Source organism: Pseudomonas sp. LBUM1646, assembly GCF_059716165.1.
The window spans coordinates 3108029-3123540 of record NZ_CP166810.1 but is presented as its reverse complement, the minus strand read 5'-3'; the positions used below and the strand labels follow the sequence as shown (position 1 = coordinate 3123540).

12 protein-coding genes are annotated in these 15512 nt (G+C 60.7%); 11 read left to right on the top strand and 1 reads right to left on the bottom strand.

Features of this window, described 5'->3' with window-relative positions; translation table 11 throughout:
* Window positions 1-16: 16 nt before the first annotated feature.
* From ACA071_RS14520 to ACA071_RS14470, 11 genes are all read left to right on the top strand, one after another.
* Window positions 17-358, top strand: a complete 342-nt coding sequence (locus ACA071_RS14520; protein ID WP_497644974.1) for a DUF2934 domain-containing protein — start codon at window positions 17-19, stop codon at window positions 356-358.
* A 192-nt stretch (window positions 359-550) separates the two neighbouring features.
* Window positions 551-2710: a glycogen debranching protein GlgX gene (gene glgX / locus ACA071_RS14515; RefSeq protein WP_497644973.1), complete on the top strand. Its 2160-nt coding sequence runs from the start codon at window positions 551-553 to the stop codon at window positions 2708-2710.
* A gap of 1 nt (window position 2711) precedes the next feature.
* Window positions 2712-3701: an acyl-CoA dehydrogenase family protein gene (locus ACA071_RS14510; RefSeq protein ID WP_497645309.1), complete on the top strand. Its 990-nt coding sequence runs from the start codon at window positions 2712-2714 to the stop codon at window positions 3699-3701.
* Window positions 3698-4456: a PIG-L deacetylase family protein gene (locus ACA071_RS14505; RefSeq protein WP_497644972.1), complete on the top strand. Its 759-nt coding sequence runs from the start codon at window positions 3698-3700 to the stop codon at window positions 4454-4456. The genes ACA071_RS14510 and ACA071_RS14505 overlap by 4 nt, the downstream gene beginning before the upstream one ends.
* Window positions 4453-5052, top strand: coding sequence for an SAM-dependent methyltransferase (locus tag ACA071_RS14500; RefSeq protein ID WP_497644971.1), 600 nt, complete (start codon window positions 4453-4455; stop codon window positions 5050-5052). The genes ACA071_RS14505 and ACA071_RS14500 overlap by 4 nt, the downstream gene beginning before the upstream one ends.
* The gene (locus tag ACA071_RS14495) at window positions 5049-5708 is read left to right on the top strand and encodes a glycosyltransferase family 2 protein (RefSeq protein WP_497644970.1); all 660 of its coding nucleotides are present in this window, start codon (window positions 5049-5051) and stop codon (window positions 5706-5708) included. The genes ACA071_RS14500 and ACA071_RS14495 overlap by 4 nt, the downstream gene beginning before the upstream one ends.
* Before the next feature lie 180 nt (window positions 5709-5888).
* Complete coding sequence (locus tag ACA071_RS14490; RefSeq protein WP_497644969.1) at window positions 5889-6647, top strand: PIG-L deacetylase family protein; 759 nt, start codon at window positions 5889-5891, stop codon at window positions 6645-6647.
* Between the two features lie 147 nt (window positions 6648-6794).
* Window positions 6795-7595: an endonuclease/exonuclease/phosphatase family protein gene (locus ACA071_RS14485; protein ID WP_497644968.1), complete on the top strand. Its 801-nt coding sequence runs from the start codon at window positions 6795-6797 to the stop codon at window positions 7593-7595.
* A 195-nt stretch (window positions 7596-7790) separates the two neighbouring features.
* Window positions 7791-10496: an autotransporter family protein gene (locus ACA071_RS14480; protein WP_497644967.1), complete on the top strand. Its 2706-nt coding sequence runs from the start codon at window positions 7791-7793 to the stop codon at window positions 10494-10496.
* A gap of 322 nt (window positions 10497-10818) precedes the next feature.
* Window positions 10819-11886 (top strand): autotransporter domain-containing protein, encoded by a 1068-nt coding sequence (locus ACA071_RS14475; protein WP_497644966.1) that lies wholly within the window; start codon window positions 10819-10821, stop codon window positions 11884-11886.
* A gap of 174 nt (window positions 11887-12060) precedes the next feature.
* Complete coding sequence (locus ACA071_RS14470; protein ID WP_497641581.1) at window positions 12061-13230, top strand: IS4 family transposase; 1170 nt, start codon at window positions 12061-12063, stop codon at window positions 13228-13230.
* A 49-nt stretch (window positions 13231-13279) separates the two neighbouring features.
* Here ACA071_RS14470 and glgB read toward each other — a convergent pair whose 3' ends face one another.
* Window positions 13280-15511: a 1,4-alpha-glucan branching protein GlgB gene (gene glgB, locus ACA071_RS14465; RefSeq protein WP_497644965.1), complete on the bottom strand. Its 2232-nt coding sequence runs from the start codon at window positions 15509-15511 to the stop codon at window positions 13280-13282.
* Between the last annotated feature and the right edge of the window lies 1 nt (window position 15512).

The following is a 15512-nucleotide window of genomic DNA, read 5'->3' as shown; positions in this document are numbered from 1 at the left end:
GTTCAGGAGCATTGCGATGAGTACCGAAGATAAACGCGTTCGCGAATTTGCCTATCAAATCTGGGAGTCCGAAGGCAAGCCCGAGGGCCAGGAAGAACGCCATTGGGAGATGGCGCGCAAACTGGCTGAAGCGGAAGCCCTGGCGCCGAAGAAATCATCGAAGGCTGCCGCCGGCAAAGCCGCCGCTGCCAAACCGGTTGCCAGCAAGGCTAACGGCAAACTGGACGAAAAACCGGATGGCAAAGCCGCGGCAACGAAAGCCAAAGCCAAGCCGGCCGCTGCGGCAAAAGTAACCCCGCCGGGGGAAAAAGCCGCCGAGAAAAAACCGCGCACCGCGAAAAAACCGCCGGCGGTCTGACGTTTCACGCTTTTGAGCTGACTGATCTCGTGGCGAGTTCGCTCGCCACCGTGGGCGCGTTCGCCCGCAATATTTGATTGTGTAGGAGCCAGGCTTGCCGGCGAAGGCATTCTTGAGGGCACTTTCGCCGACAAGCCTCGCTCCTACAGGAAAGCACCACGACACACCCGTACCCCATTTGCAGGAGCACCTATGACCAATCCAAAGAAAGCCGCGCCAGAACCTCAAGCCGAGGCCTCGCGAATCCGTGAAGGTTTGCCCTTCCCGCTGGGCGCGACCTGGGATGGCCTGGGGGTCAACTTCGCACTATTTTCCGCCAACGCCACCAAGGTCGAACTGTGCATCTTCGACGATGCCGGCGAAGTTGAACTGGAGCGCATCGAGCTGCCGGAATACACCGACGAGATCTACCACGGCTACCTGCCTGACGCCCATCCGGGGCTGATCTATGGCTACCGTGTCTACGGTCCGTACGACCCCGCCAACGGCCATCGCTTCAACCACAACAAATTGCTGATCGACCCCTATGCCAAACAATTGGTCGGCCAGTTGAAATGGTCTGAAGCGCTGTTCGGCTACACCATTGGCCATAAAGATGCCGACCTCAGTTTCGACGAACGCGACAGCGCACCCTTCGTACCGAAATGCAAAGTCATCGACCCGGCCCACACTTGGGGCCACGACCATCGGGTCAGCGTACCGTGGGACAAAACGATCATTTATGAGACTCACGTGCGCGGTTTCAGCATGCGCCACCCCTCCGTCCCCGAGAACGTGCGTGGCACCTTCGCCGGGTTGATGGTCGATGACGTGCTGGAACACATCCGCAAGCTCGGCGTGTCGACCGTGGAGTTGCTGCCGATCCACGCCTTCGTCAACGACCAGCATCTGCTGCACAAAGGCATGACCAATTACTGGGGCTACAACAGCATCGCCTTCTTCGCCCCGGACCCGCGCTACCTGGCCAGCGGCAAGATCGCCGAGTTCAAGGAAATGGTCGCGCACCTGCACGAAGCGAACCTGGAAGTGATCCTCGACGTGGTTTACAACCACACCGCCGAGGGCAACGAACAAGGCCCGACCCTGTCGATGCGCGGCATCGACAACGCCTCGTACTACCGCTTGATGCCCGATGACAAGCGCTTCTACATCAACGATTCCGGCACCGGCAACACCCTGGATCTGAGTCACCCGTGCGTGCTGCAAATGGTCACCGACTCCCTGCGTTACTGGGCCACGGAAATGCACGTGGACGGTTTCCGTTTCGACCTCGCAACCATTCTCGGGCGCTATCACGACGGTTTTGATGAACGTCACAGCTTCCTCGTTGCCTGCCGTCAGGACCCGGTTTTGCGCCAGGTGAAGATGATTGCCGAGCCTTGGGATTGCGGCCCCGGCGGTTATCAGGTCGGTGGTTTCCCACCGGGTTGGGTCGAGTGGAACGACAAATTCCGCGACACCGTGCGCGCCTTCTGGAAAGGCGATGACGGCCAACTGGCCGACTTTGCCAGCCGCATGACCGCGTCCGGCGAGATGTTCAACCAGCGCGGACGGCGGCCGTACTCGTCGGTGAACTTCATCACCGCCCACGACGGGTTCACCCTCAACGACCTGGTGTCGTACAACGACAAACACAACGAAGCCAACGACGAAAACAATCAGGACGGCAGCAACAACAACCTGTCCTGGAACCACGGCGTCGAAGGCCCGACCGACGACCCCGAGATCAACGAACTGCGCCAGCGGCAAATGCGCAACTTCTTCGCCACGTTGTTGCTGTCCCAGGGCACGCCAATGTTGGTGGCCGGCGACGAATTCGCCCGCACTCAGGACGGCAACAACAACGCCTATTGTCAGGACAGCGAGATCGGCTGGGTCAATTGGGACTTGAGCGATGACGGCAAGGCCCTGCTCAAATTCGTCAAACGTCTGATCAAGTTGCGCCTGGCGTATCCGATCCTGCGTCGTGGCCGCTTCCTGGTGGGTAATTACAACGAGGACATCGGCGTCAAGGACGTCACCTGGCTGGCCCCGGACGGCAGCGAGATGTCCATCGAACAATGGCAGGAAGCTCATGGCCGTTGCCTGGGCATGCTGCTGGATGGCCGCGCCCAGGAAACCGGGATCCGCCGCAAGGGTGGCGATGCCACGCTGCTGCTGGTGGTCAACGCCCACCACGACATCGTCAATTTCACCTTGCCGGAAGTGCCGGATGGCGGTCACTGGACCTGCATGATCGACACCAATCAGCCATCGATTCGCGGTCAGGAGCGCTTCGAGTTCGGTCACGAATATTCGGTCACCGGCCGTTCGCTGCTGCTGTTCGAATTGCAGCATGAGGAAGACGATTGAAATGGACCTTCAGGCGTTTCTTCAACAGCAACCCACGAACTACGCCGACACTCAGGCGTTAGGCCAGTGCCTGCGGGCGTTGGTGGAGGCCGGTTTCGATCAGCTTCCACTGCCCGGCAGCGGCCAGACGCTTGAACGGTTTCAGCGACTGGCCGAGGTCGGCGGTCATGACCTCGGGTTGTGCAAATTGTATGAGGGCCATACCGACGCGCTGGCGATCATCCAGCAACTCGGAGGATCGCCGACACCCGCCAGCACCTGGGGCATGTGGGCCGCCGAACCACCGCAGGCCAAGGTTCAGATCAGCCCTTCGGGGCACATGGTGCTGCTCAATGGGCGCAAGGCCTGGTGTTCGGGGGCCACGGTCATCAGTCATGCACTGCTGACGGCCTGGGATGATCAAGACCGCCAGCAATTGGTCGCGGTCGCGCTGGATCAACCGGGTGTGAACGTGACCGCTGATGGCTGGCAAGCGGTGGGTATGGGCGCCACCGGCAGCGTCGAAGTGCTGTTCGAAGGTGCCGAAGCGCAAGCCATCGGCAACCCCGGCGACTACTTGCAGCGGCCGGGTTTCTGGCAAGGCGGGATCGGTATCGCCGCCTGCTGGTACGGCGCAGCCCGGAGCATTGCCGAACGCCTGCGCCGGCACTGCGCGCAACGCCCGGAACCGCATGCCCTGGCGCATCTCGGCGCGGTCGACAGTGCCTTGCATGCGGCGGCCGAAGTGTTGCGGGGCAGCGCCCTGACCATCGACGCCTACCCCATGGACAACACGCAACTGCTGGCCCGGCGAGCCCGAGCGGTGGTTGAACACTGCGCCGAGCACGTCATTCTGCATGTCGGCCATGCCCTCGGCGCCGGCCCCTATTGCAAGGATCGACAGTTCGCCCAGTTGATGGCCGATCTGCCGGTATTCCTGCGCCAAAGCCACGCGGAACGGGATCTCGCCGCACTCGGCCAAGAGGTTGTCAGCGGGGCTTGGACGCTATGAAAGCCAACCCCATCGTCGGCCAGGGCACGCCGCTGCACCTGTGGCAAACCTCGCACCATCTCGCGCGATTGCCAGTGATCGACATTCTCGACCTGGTGCCTGAAGGCTCACGCGCCGTGGTCATCGCCCCGCACCCGGATGACGAAGTGCTCGGTTGCGGTGGCTTCCTGCAACTGCTGGCCGACGCTGGCAGACCGCTGCAACTGATCTCGGTCACTGACGGCAGCGCCAGTCACCCCGGTTCCCGGCGCTGGCCGGTGGAGCGCTTGAGCGCCGTGCGGCCGCAGGAATCCGTCGAAGCCTTACGCCGACTCGGCCTGCCGCTGCACAGCCTGAAATGGTTGCGTGGTGGCTTTGCTGACAGCCAAGTGGCAGCGCAGGAAGCCGAGCTGTGCGAGTTCATCGAACGGCATTTGCGGCCCGACGATGTGGTATTCACCACCTGGCGCGAGGACGGCCATTGCGACCACGAAGCCGTGGGCCGCGCCAGCGCCGAGGCGGCGAAGCGGGTCGGTGCGACCCTGCATGAATTACCGGTCTGGACCTGGCACTGGGCAACCCCGGAAGACAGCTTTGTGCCTTGGCACAGAGCACGCAAGATTCTGCTTGAGCCGCAACGGGTCGCCCGCAAGCGCCACGCCATCCACGCCTTCGCCAGCCAATTGGAAGGCGACCCGCAGATCGGCCTGCCGCCGGTGCTCGCGCCCTACGTGTTGGACCGATTACTGCAACCGTTCGAAGTGGTGTTTCTATGAGCGTAGAGGATCGCTATTTCGATGGATTGTTCTCTGGGAACGATGACCCTTGGGCATTTCGCCAACGCTGGTACGAACAACGCAAACGCGCGATCACCCTCGCCGCCCTGCCCCGGCCCCATTACCGCTCAATCTTCGAACCCGGCTGCGCCAATGGTGAATTGAGTGCGGAACTGGCCAGCCGCTGCGACCGCCTGCTGTGTTGCGATACCGCGGCCGCCGCCGTCGCACTGGCCCGCACGCGCTTGAGCCTGTTCGATCACGCCGAAGTGCGCCAGAGCCGCTTGCCCGCCGATTGGCCTGAAGAGAAATTCGACCTGATTGTGATCAGCGAGATCGGCTATTACCTGGATGCCGACGACCTGATTCGCCTGATCGCCCGGGCCGAACAGTCGCTGACGGCTGACGGCCAACTGCTCGCCTGCCACTGGCGCCCGTCCATCGATGGCTGTCCGCTGAATGCTCGCCAGGTCCATGACTTGCTCCACGAACATTTGCACTTGCCGCGCCTGCTCTTGCATCAGGAAGCGGATTTCCTGTTGGAACTCTGGAGCCGAGAACCCCGCTCCGTGGCGGCGCTGGAGGGCTTGCGATGATTGGAATCCTGATCCCGGCACACAACGAAGAAGACCTGCTCGAAGGCTGCATCCGCGCCGCCCTGCGTGCCGGGTGCCATGAACGGCTGGAGGGTGAACCGGTGATCGTGCTGGTGGTGCTCGACAGTTGCACCGACCGCTCCGCCTGGATCGTCGAGCAATACCCGGTGCACAGCCTGGCGATCGAGGCGCGCAATGTCGGTCAGGCCCGGGCCGCAGGCGCACGGTATCTACTGGAACAGGGGGCGCGCTGGATTTCCTGCTCCGACGCCGACAGCCTGGTGGCCAAGGACTGGCTGGTGGCGCAACTGGCCCTCGGCGCCGACGCGGTGTGCGGCACGGTCACGGTGGATCAGTGGACCGCCGAGTTCGATGAGTCGGCGCAGATTCGCTATCACCAGCATTACCAGGCCCGGGACGGTCACCGGCATATCCACGGCGCCAATCTGGGCATCAGCGCCGAGGCTTATCAGCGCGCCGGCGGGTTTGAAGCCTTGGCCTGCGATGAAGATGTGCAACTGGTGCGCCAGTTGGAGCTCAGCGGGGCGAATATCGCCTGGAGCCATCAGCCGCAAGTGCTGACCAGCGCCCGGCTGGACAGCCGGGCGCGGGGTGGTTTCGGGGATTTTTTGCGGAACATGGTACAGATTGAATAAAAAAACCGGATCAGATGAAACCGCAAGGCGACGAACAGGGTTGTATGAGCAATACTCTGTTGGCTGCAATCCAGGGTTCGGAGCGCGGCACATTGCTATCAACCAGCCTTCACGGGTCGGCCAGGCTTGATCCATCAAGCGTTGCACGACTGAGGGCGAGACAGAACAAGGACGTAACCCATGACATCGGTTTACCTCAGCGAAAGCAGTCTACCTTCACAGGTTTGGAACAACGCCCCGCAACTGGACAACATCCCGGTCATCAACACCCAGACCCTGGTCCCCGAAGGCGCACGCGCCGTGGTGATCGCGCCCCATCCCGGTGACGAAGTGGTCATGTGCGGCGGCTTGCTGCAGTTGTTGTCCTCCCTCGACCATCCCCTGCAACTGATCTCGATCACCGACGGCAGCGCCAGCCATCCGGGCTCGCAGCAATGGTCGGAAAAACGCTTGAGCGTGTTCCGCCCCCAGGAAAGTGTCGAGGCCTTACGCCGCCTCGGCTTGCCGATGCACAGCCTGAAATGGATTCGTGGCGGCTTTACCGATAACGCCCTGATCGAGCGCGAACAACAGTTGAGTCACTACATTGCGCGCTACCTGCGACCCGGCGATGTGCTGTTCAGCACGTGGCGTGAAGACGGCACCGATGACCATGACGCCGTTGGCCGGGCAGCCGCCAGGGCCGCGGCGATCGTCGGCGTGGCGATCTACGAAATGCCGGTCTGGGCCTGGCACTGGTCGACGCGCGACCACGGGTTGATTCCCTGGCACCGGGCCCGCAAGGTGCGCCTCGACACCTGGACCATCGCCCGCAAAAGCCACGCCACCCACGCCTATGCCAGTCAACTCGATGGCGAACCGGCCATCGGCATTGCGCCGCTGTTGCCCAAGGCGCTGCTGGAGCGGATTCGTTTGCCGTATGAAATCGTGTTCGTCTGAACGTGCCCTGTAGGAGCAAAGCTTGCTCGCGATATCGATCTCAAGGACGTCATCGCGGGCAAGCCTTGCTCCTATAAAAAATCCCGCTGAACTGCCCGCTGCTCCATCAGTCGCATACTTATGCAACCTGGATTCAGAGGAGCCAACGTGACCAGCGATTCAGAACACCGCACGCGCGAATCGGTGCCCTTGAACACCTCCACCGCCATCCATCGACTGCGAGTGCTGACGGTCAATACCCACAAAGGATTCACCGCGCTCAACCGCCGTTTCATCCTCCCGGAATTGCGTGAAGCGGTGCGCAGCACCTCGGCGGACCTGGTATTCCTGCAGGAAGTGATCGGCGAACACGAGCGCCACTCGTCCCGTTACAACGAATGGCCGCAGATGTCGCAATACGAGTTCCTCGCCGACAGCATGTGGAGTGATTTCGCCTATGGTCGCAACGCGGTCTACCCCGACGGCCACCACGGCAACGCGCTGCTGTCGAAGTACCCGATCCGCGAATTTCGCAACCTTGACGTTTCGATCACCGGCCCCGAACGACGGGGCTTGCTGCACTGTGTACTGGACGTGCCGGGCCACGCCGAAGTCCATGCGATCTGCGTGCACCTGAGCCTGCTCGAAAGCCATCGTCAGTTGCAGTTGCAGTTGCTCTGCCAACTGCTCGAATCCCTGCCCGACGATGCGCCGGTGATCATCGCCGGCGACTTCAACGACTGGCAGTTGCAAGGCAATGCCGCCCTCGCCCGGCGCGCTTACCTGCACGAAGCCTTTGAACGCCATCACGGCCGTCCCGCGAAGACTTATCCGGCGCGCTTTCCGCTGCTGCGTCTGGACCGCATTTACCTGCGCAATGCCAGCAGCCATCATCCGACAATACTCGGCAACCGCCCCTGGACTCACCTGTCGGACCATTTACCGCTGGCGGTAGAAGTGCACCTGTAAGCCTCTCTTTTGACAGAACCATTCGTCAGTAGCGCTACCCCAAGCCAAAGAATGCGTCTACACCTTAAAAAGCTAAGGAGTAGCGCATTCAATTCGTTAGGGCACAGGCTTCGCGTTATTCATGAGATTAAGTTGATTCAAGGTCCGGCGAACCACCAAGGATGAATTCCCCGAAGTAAGACGTAGGGATTCGCCATGAGCCGTTACACCAGCCTGCTGCGGTCAGTACCGCAGGTCTTCGCAGTACCCGCTTCATTGCTGATTTTTGTCAGCCCACCCGCCTCCGGCGCATGCACCCTGATCGCCGGCCCCGGTAACGATGCATACACCTGCGACAGCGGCAGCAGCGCTGCGTTGACCGACCTGGCGGGCAATAACAGCCTGACCTTCCCCGTCAACGGCACCGGACGTATCAATGGCAACGTAACCTTTGGCGCCGGCATCGACACGGTGCAGATGAACTCCGGCACCCTCGCTGGCACGCTGGATCAGGGCATCGGCAACGACAGTCTGCGCATCACCGGCGGGCAAATCACCGGAGCCGTCAGCCAGGGCAATGGCATCGATGATTTTTTCATGAGCGGCGGGACGATTCAGTCCCTCGCTCAAGGCGACGGTCGCGACACCTTCCTGATGACCGGTGGCACGATTACCGGGGCCTTCGAGGACGGCGATGTTGCAAGGATGACCAGCGGCACCATTGGCCGGGTCGACATGAAACTTGATAACAATATTTTCGACCTGTCCGGTGGGCAGATCCTTGGCAATCTGGTGACCGGTTTCGGCACCGACACCATCATTGTTTCCGGTGGCCGAATCGGCGGCAACGTCAGTGTCAGCGGCGGCAACGACAGCATCACCGTGACGGGCGGCGAGATCGTCGGCGAAATCCGCGCCAGTGTCGGCGACGACACGCTGGTCTGGAATGGCGGCGGCCTCATTCGTTCGGCGATCCTGATGGCCGACGGCAATGACCGCGTAACCGTGAGCAACCTGGATGAAAGCACCCTCGCCCTGACCCCAAGCCTTGACGGCGGCCCCGGCAATGACCTGCTGACCTTCGATCACACTAAGGCAAGCAGCCCCGCCCGCTATCTCAACTGGGAAACGGTCAACCTGAGCAACGGCGCGCAATTCGACCTTGCCGGCAACTTTGTCCTCGGCGACAGCGCCAGCGGCACCGGGGTGTTCAATATTGATGGCAGCAGCACCCTGACCTCCGCACAAGGCAGCATCACGCCCTTCACCGCCGGCCAGTTCGCGACCCTGAACAACGCAGGCTTCATTGACCTCGCCCGCGACAACACCCGCACCGACGACACCCTGACGGTGCAAGGCAATTACGCCGGCAATGGCGGCCAGTTGCTGCTGCAAAGCGTGGTCGGCGACGACAATTCCCCCAGCGACAAACTGGTGGTCAACGACGGAACCTTGACCGGAAGCACGGTGATCAGTGTCAGCAACCTCGGCGGCGTCGGCGGTTTGACCCAGCAAAATGGTATCCAGTTGGTCCAGGCCCAAGGCGCGGCCGTCAGCGAAAACAGCGCGTTTGTCCTCAGTGGCCCGATATCGGCGGGCGCCTACGACTACCGCCTGTTCAAGGGCGGTGTAACGGCAGGCACCGAAAACAGTTGGTATTTGCGTTCGGCGGTGGTCGCGCCAGCGCTCGTGAGTATTCCCAATCCCGACCCGACCTTGCCACCGACCATCGTTCCGGCGGCGGCGACACCCGTGGCAGCGGCGACGCCGACGATCTTCAGCATTCCCAACCCCGACCCCGCGTTGCCGCCGATTCTCGTTGCAGCAGCGGCGACACCCACAGTCATCAGTATTCCCAACGCCGACCCAACGCTGCCACCGACCCTCATCACGGTGCCCGCTGCGCCGGCCGGCAGTTCGCCGCTCCCGGTGTTGCCCACCGCGGTACCGGGTGCGGCGCCGATTCCCTTGTATCGCCCGGAAGTCCCGACCTGGTCGGTGCTGCCACCCGCCGCGGCGCAATTGACCCTCAGCGCCTTGGGCACCTTCCATGATCGACAAGGCGATCAACGCCTGCTCACGGAAACCGGTGCATTCGGCGCAGGCTGGGCGCGGGTCTATGGCAAAAATTTCGACCAGACCTGGGCTGGTACCGTCACCCCACGGCTCAACGGATCACTGAACGGTTTTCAGGTGGGCAACGACCTGTACAGCTCACAAACTTCTGGCGGGCAAACCCAGCGCACCGGGTTCTTCGTCGGCCACACCCGCTTGCAGGGCGCTGTCGACGGTTTCAACGAAGGCTTTGAAGGAAAGCGTGCCGGCAGCGTGGAACTTGAAGGCGACAGCTACGGCTTGTACTGGACGCTGACCGATCCCAAGGGCTGGTACATCGATACGGTCGTCATGGGCACGCGGTTCGACGGTGACAACCGTTCCGAACGTGGCCTCAAACTCGACAACCGTGGCCATGCCCTGACGCTTTCGGCCGAGGCTGGCTACCCGATCGCGCTGGCCGGCAACTGGGTAGTGGAACCCCAGGCGCAAGTGATCCATCAGCAGATTTCCCTGGACAGTCAGGACGACGGCATTTCCCGGGTCTCCTTCGATTCCGACGGTGCCTGGACCGGTCGCCTCGGCGCTCGCCTCAAGGGCCGCTACGAAGTCAGTGGCCGGCCGCTGGAACCCTATCTGCGGGCGAATTTGTGGCACACCTTTTCGGGGACCGACACGGTGACGTTCGATCATGTCGACCGAATCGAGAGTGAACAAAAATCTTCTTCCGCCGATCTCGGTGTCGGGGTGGTAGTGAGCCTCGCCTCCTCCGTCAGCGTGTACGCCAGTGCCGATTACAGCAGCAATATTGACAGCAATCAGCTGCGCGGCGTTGTCGGCAACGTCGGTGTCAGGTTGAGCTGGTAGGCCGTTAGCCAGCTATCAAAAGCGGCTGACTTGACGGTTTTTTGATGATTTTTCGTACAAACAAACACTTATGTACGCGCCAATAATCAGCCACTTGCAATCGCTAAAATAGCCCTACCATTTATCGGCCATTTTCTTGACGCAAGGTCACAGGTCTTCTTAGCTACACGTTACTACCCCCGGAAATACGCCAGGGACAAACCTTCAGACACCCGCTAAAACGGGCGGCCAAAGGCTTGCCTCAATCCATTCGGTCGCCCCTCATTCGGGGTAGGAGAGACGCCAAAGCGCGAAACGGCATGCGTTTGCAAGGTAGACCTCCATGAAAACTTCATTCACCCCACAAGAGATCAGAATCACTGTTTGCACAGTCTCGAGCACACTCCTGCTGTGTTCGTCCATGGATGTACAGGCCGGTCCTGCCGAGGATGACACCACTCCTTGGTATCGCCAGGAAGTGCCAACATTGACCTTGCCCAACGTTGCCGCCACCTACCCGGGCCGCTACACCTTCAACCCGGACTTGCGAAGTTCACACCTGACCACCGAAGACGCCGCACCTGCTGCCTGGGATCAACTCTATGGGCAGGCGTCACGCCAGGCCCAAACCGATGTACAGTCCGAGAATTTTGCGATCCCCGGCGCAGACGATTTCAAAGGCCCGGCCATCCTGACCCTGCAAAGCGGCAGCGGTCATGTGCAGCGGGTCGGCCTGGTCGGCGGCACCAGCCAATACCAAGGCAACAGCAACGGCCTGTTGACCAGCCGAGCGATGGCCGACCCCGGCAATGACACCCTCAACCTGCAAGGCCAGAGTCTCGGCGCTTACTGGAGCCTGACCGGGCCACAAGGCTGGCACGTCGACTTGACCGCCAGCGGTGGCCGGGTCAACGGCTACAGCCGCGATGCCCAGGGCATGCGGCAAACCGCCGAGGGCAGCGCGATGACGGTGTCGGTGGAAGGTGGCTTTCCTATTGGCCTGGGCGAGAACTGGGTGGTGGAACCCCAGGCGCAGTTGATCAATCAGCGCATTACCCTGGACACGCCCTATGCCGGCGCCAATAACGCTTCCTCCAGCGATCTGACGTCCTGGAGCGGCCGGGTCGGTGCGCGGTTGAAAGGCAGTTACGACATCAATGGCCTGCCGGTCGAACCCTATGTGCGGACCAACTTGTGGCACACGGTGTACACCGGCAATACCGTGACCCTGGACCAGGTGGACAAGATCAGCAGCAGCCGCAATTCGTCGACCGTGGATGTGGGATTGGGGTTGGTGGCCAGGGTCACGCCCACCGTCAGCCTGTACGTCAGCGCCGATTACAGCAGTGATGTGGATGACAATGATTTGAATGGGTTGATTGGCAGTTTGGGGGTGCGGATGCGGTGGTGAAGTGATCGTTCCCACGCTCTGCGTGGGAATGCAGCCCGGGACGCTCCGCGTCCCTTGAGGCATTCCCACGCAGAGCGTCACTAGTGTCCGGTAAAAACTGAAGGGGGAGCTTGCTCCCCCTTGCTGTTGGCGGACTTCAGTCATAATCGGATTTTTCAGACTCGATTTTGACTCATGTTCTCCAGCACCCGTTTAGCCCAACTGCTCAGTGCGATCCCTCGCCCGTCCTTCCAGCAATCCACCGAAAAGTACCAGGCGGATCGCTACGTCAAACGCTGCACATCCTGGCAATTGCTGGTAACACTGGTCAGCGGCCATGTAACCCAAGCCTTAAGCCTGCGGTCATTGGCGACTTTCTCCGAAACGCTGGCTGCGCATAGCTACCATCTCCAAGCCGGCCCCATTGCCCGCTCGACCCTGTCAGATGCGTTGAACAAGCGTGATTACCGGCCGTTCCAAGACCTCTGTGAGAACCTGTTGCGCGGTGTCGGCCGTCAACAGCGCAAGGAAGTCGGCGCCATGGTTAGTCTGATTGATTCCACTTCGATTACCTTGCGTGGACCTCACTTTGATGACTGGACTGCCGCAACTAAAACCCGCATCACACAAGGCCTCAAGGTACACGTAGGGTTGGATCTGGCTCAGTTGGCCCCGGTGTACGTGAACATTACCCCCGCCAACGTCAACGACATGAGCGATGCGCTGAATATGCCGATTCAGGCCGGCATGACTTATGTCTTTGACAAAGGTTACTGCGATTACAACTGGTGGTACCAGTTGCAGAGCAAAGGTGCTTATTTCGTCACTCGGTTTAAGAAAAATGCCAACTACGAGGTGCTGCACGAGCACTCAACCGTTGCCGAACAAAGCCCGGTCATGAGTGATGAGGTCGTTCAGTTCGGCAAAAAACGTCTGGGTGGCAAACGTGTGAATGACTATCGAGACGAACCAGTAAGACGTGTCGTGATTGAACGCGAAGGGCACGTGACACCGTTAATCCTGGTGACCAACGACTTTGCCAGAACAGCTGAAGAAATCGCGGGTTTGTACAAGAATCGCTGGAAGATCGAGTTGTTTTTCAAGTGGATCAAGCAACATCTGAAACTCAAGCGGTTCTATGCTTTCTCCGAAAATGCCGTTCGCCTGCAGATTTACAGTGCTTTGATCAGCTACTTGTTACTGCACCTTTTTCACCGTCGCTCAGGGTTTCCCGGCTCGTTGTTTGAGCTGACGGTGCGGATTGCACATGTCCTGCATGAACGGCCCGCTACCCAAGAATTCAAAGACCGACGAAGGCAGGAACAAGAAAAACTAAAGGCTGCCCAGGGCAACCTTCAGCTTTGAAACATGTTTACCGGACACTAGTGACGCAGAGCGTGGGAACGATCAGGAACTAGCCTTCCGGCCGCAAAATCAACACCGCCAGCGGCGGCAGATTCAACACCAGCGACAACGCCTGGCCATGGCTCGGTTCTTCCTCGGTAAACGCCCCGCCGCCATTGCCATAGTTGGAACCGGCGTAGGTGTCGGCATCACTGTTGATCAGCTCGGTCCAGCGCCCGGCAAACGGCACGCCGACGCGATAGGCCGAACGCGGCACCGGCGTGAAGTTGGCCACCACCAGCACCGGCCGACCCTCCTTGCTCCAGCGCATAAAGGCATAGACGCTATTGATCGCGTCATCGCCGATCAACCACTGGAAGCCTTGCGGTGCATCGTCCTGATCGTGCAGCGCCGGTTCTTCGCGGTACAACCGATTGAGGTCGCCGACCAGTTTCTGTACGCCTTTGTGCTCGGAGTACTGCAGCAAGTACCAGTCCAGCTGCTGATCGTGATTCCACTCGCGCCACTGGCCAAACTCGCAACCCATGAACAACAACTTCTTGCCCGGATGCGCCCACATGAAACTCAAATAGGCCCGCAGATTCGCGAATTTCTGCCAGCGGTCGCCAGGCATCTTGTCGATCAGCGAATGCTTGCCGTGCACCACTTCATCGTGGGAAATCGGCAGGATGAAGCGCTCGGACCAGGCATACACCAAGCCGAAACTCAGCTCGTTGTGATGATGAGCGCGGTAGACCGGGTCCTGCTGGATGTAATGCAGCGAATCGTGCATCCAGCCCATGTTCCATTTGTAATCGAAACCGAGGCCACCCTGCTGGGTGTTCTGGCTGACACCCGGCCACGCCGTGGACTCTTCAGCGATCACCAGCGCGCCAGGCGCTTCCAGATCGACCACATCATTGAGGTGGCGCAGGAAGTCGATGGCTTCCAGGTTCTCGCGACCGCCATGGCGGTTCGGCACCCATTCGCCGGCCTTGCGCGAGTAGTCGCGATACAACATGGACGCCACGGCATCGACCCGCAGGCCATCGACGTGGAAATGTTTGAGCCAGTGCAGCGCCGACGCGAGCATGTAGCCGTGCACTTCGGTGCGCCCGAGGTTGTAGATCAGGGTGTCCCAGTCCTGGTGAAAGCCTTCCATCGGGTTGGCGTATTCATACAGCGCCGTGCCGTCGAACTGCGCCAAGCCATGGGTATCGGTCGGAAAATGCGCCGGCACCCAATCGAGGATCACGCCGATGTCAGCCTGGTGGCAGGCATTGACGAACGCGGCGAAGTCATCCGGCGAGCCGTATCGGGCGCTCGGGGCAAATTGCGAGAGCAACTGATAACCCCAGGAACCGCCGAACGGGTGCTCCATGATCGGCATCAGTTCGATGTGGGTGAAACCCAGCTCCTTCACATACGGAATCAGCCGATCGGCCAATTCATGCCAGGTGTACTGGCGGGCGACTTCGCCCAGATCGTCCAATTCGCACTGCCACGATCCGGCGTGCAATTCATAGATCGACAGCGGCGCGCTAGGCTTCTGCTTGTCACCGCGCGACTGCATCCACTCATGGTCCTGCCAGTCGATACTCAGCGGTGAAGCGACTTTCGAAGCGGTGTCCGGCGGCATTTGCGTGGCCAGGGCCATCGGGTCGGCTTTCAGCGGCAGAATGCCCTGGGTGCCAAGGATTTCGTACTTGTACGCCTCCCCCGCTTGCAAACGCGGAACGAACAACTCCCAGACCCCGGTCGGATGACGCAGGCGCATCGGATGCCGACGACCGTCCCAGACGTTGAAGTCGCCAACCACCGAGACCCGTTTCGCGTTTGGTGCCCACACGGCGAACCGCACGCCGTCCACACCGTCGACGTTCTTCAGCTGCGCGCCGAGGCAGGCGCTGAGATCGCGGTGATTACCTTCGGCAAACAGGTACAAGTCCATCTCACCGAGCAACGGCCCGAAGCTGTAAGGGTCTTCGGCCAGTTGCTCGCCACCGGCCCAGCGGGTGCGCAGCAGATACGGCTGGGCGCGGTCGAAGTGGCCGACGAACAGCCCTGGTGTCTGGGTGGCTTCAAGGCTGCCCAGCTCTTCGCCGGAATCCTTGGCCACTACCTGAACGCTCAGCGCGTCCGGCAAATAAGCACGGATGAATTGCCCGCCATGGTCATCGCCGTGGGGGCCGAGTATGGCAAAGGGGTCGTGGTGTTCGGCGCGCACCAGCGCGTCAATGTCCCGCGCCCTGGGCAGCAGCGCTTCTTTATGATGCCCCTGTTCCTTGTTCGAGAAACTCATG

Excerpts from the sequence above, each read along its gene's own strand:
- ACA071_RS14480 (WP_497644967.1), top strand. The coding sequence starts at position 7,791 with ATGAGCCGTTACACCAGCCTGCTGCGGTCAGTACCGCAGGTCTTCGCA.
- glgB (WP_497644965.1), bottom strand. The coding sequence starts at position 15,511 with ATGAGTTTCTCGAACAAGGAACAGGGGCATCATAAAGAAGCGCTGCTG.
- ACA071_RS14510 (WP_497645309.1), top strand. The coding sequence starts at position 2,712 with ATGGACCTTCAGGCGTTTCTTCAACAGCAACCCACGAACTACGCCGAC.
- ACA071_RS14490 (WP_497644969.1), top strand. The coding sequence starts at position 5,889 with ATGACATCGGTTTACCTCAGCGAAAGCAGTCTACCTTCACAGGTTTGG.
- ACA071_RS14500 (WP_497644971.1), top strand. The coding sequence starts at position 4,453 with ATGAGCGTAGAGGATCGCTATTTCGATGGATTGTTCTCTGGGAACGAT.
- ACA071_RS14495 (WP_497644970.1), top strand. The coding sequence starts at position 5,049 with ATGATTGGAATCCTGATCCCGGCACACAACGAAGAAGACCTGCTCGAA.
- ACA071_RS14475 (WP_497644966.1), top strand. The coding sequence starts at position 10,819 with ATGAAAACTTCATTCACCCCACAAGAGATCAGAATCACTGTTTGCACA.
- ACA071_RS14470 (WP_497641581.1), top strand. The coding sequence starts at position 12,061 with ATGTTCTCCAGCACCCGTTTAGCCCAACTGCTCAGTGCGATCCCTCGC.
- ACA071_RS14520 (WP_497644974.1), top strand. The coding sequence starts at position 17 with ATGAGTACCGAAGATAAACGCGTTCGCGAATTTGCCTATCAAATCTGG.
- glgX (WP_497644973.1), top strand. The coding sequence starts at position 551 with ATGACCAATCCAAAGAAAGCCGCGCCAGAACCTCAAGCCGAGGCCTCG.
- ACA071_RS14505 (WP_497644972.1), top strand. The coding sequence starts at position 3,698 with ATGAAAGCCAACCCCATCGTCGGCCAGGGCACGCCGCTGCACCTGTGG.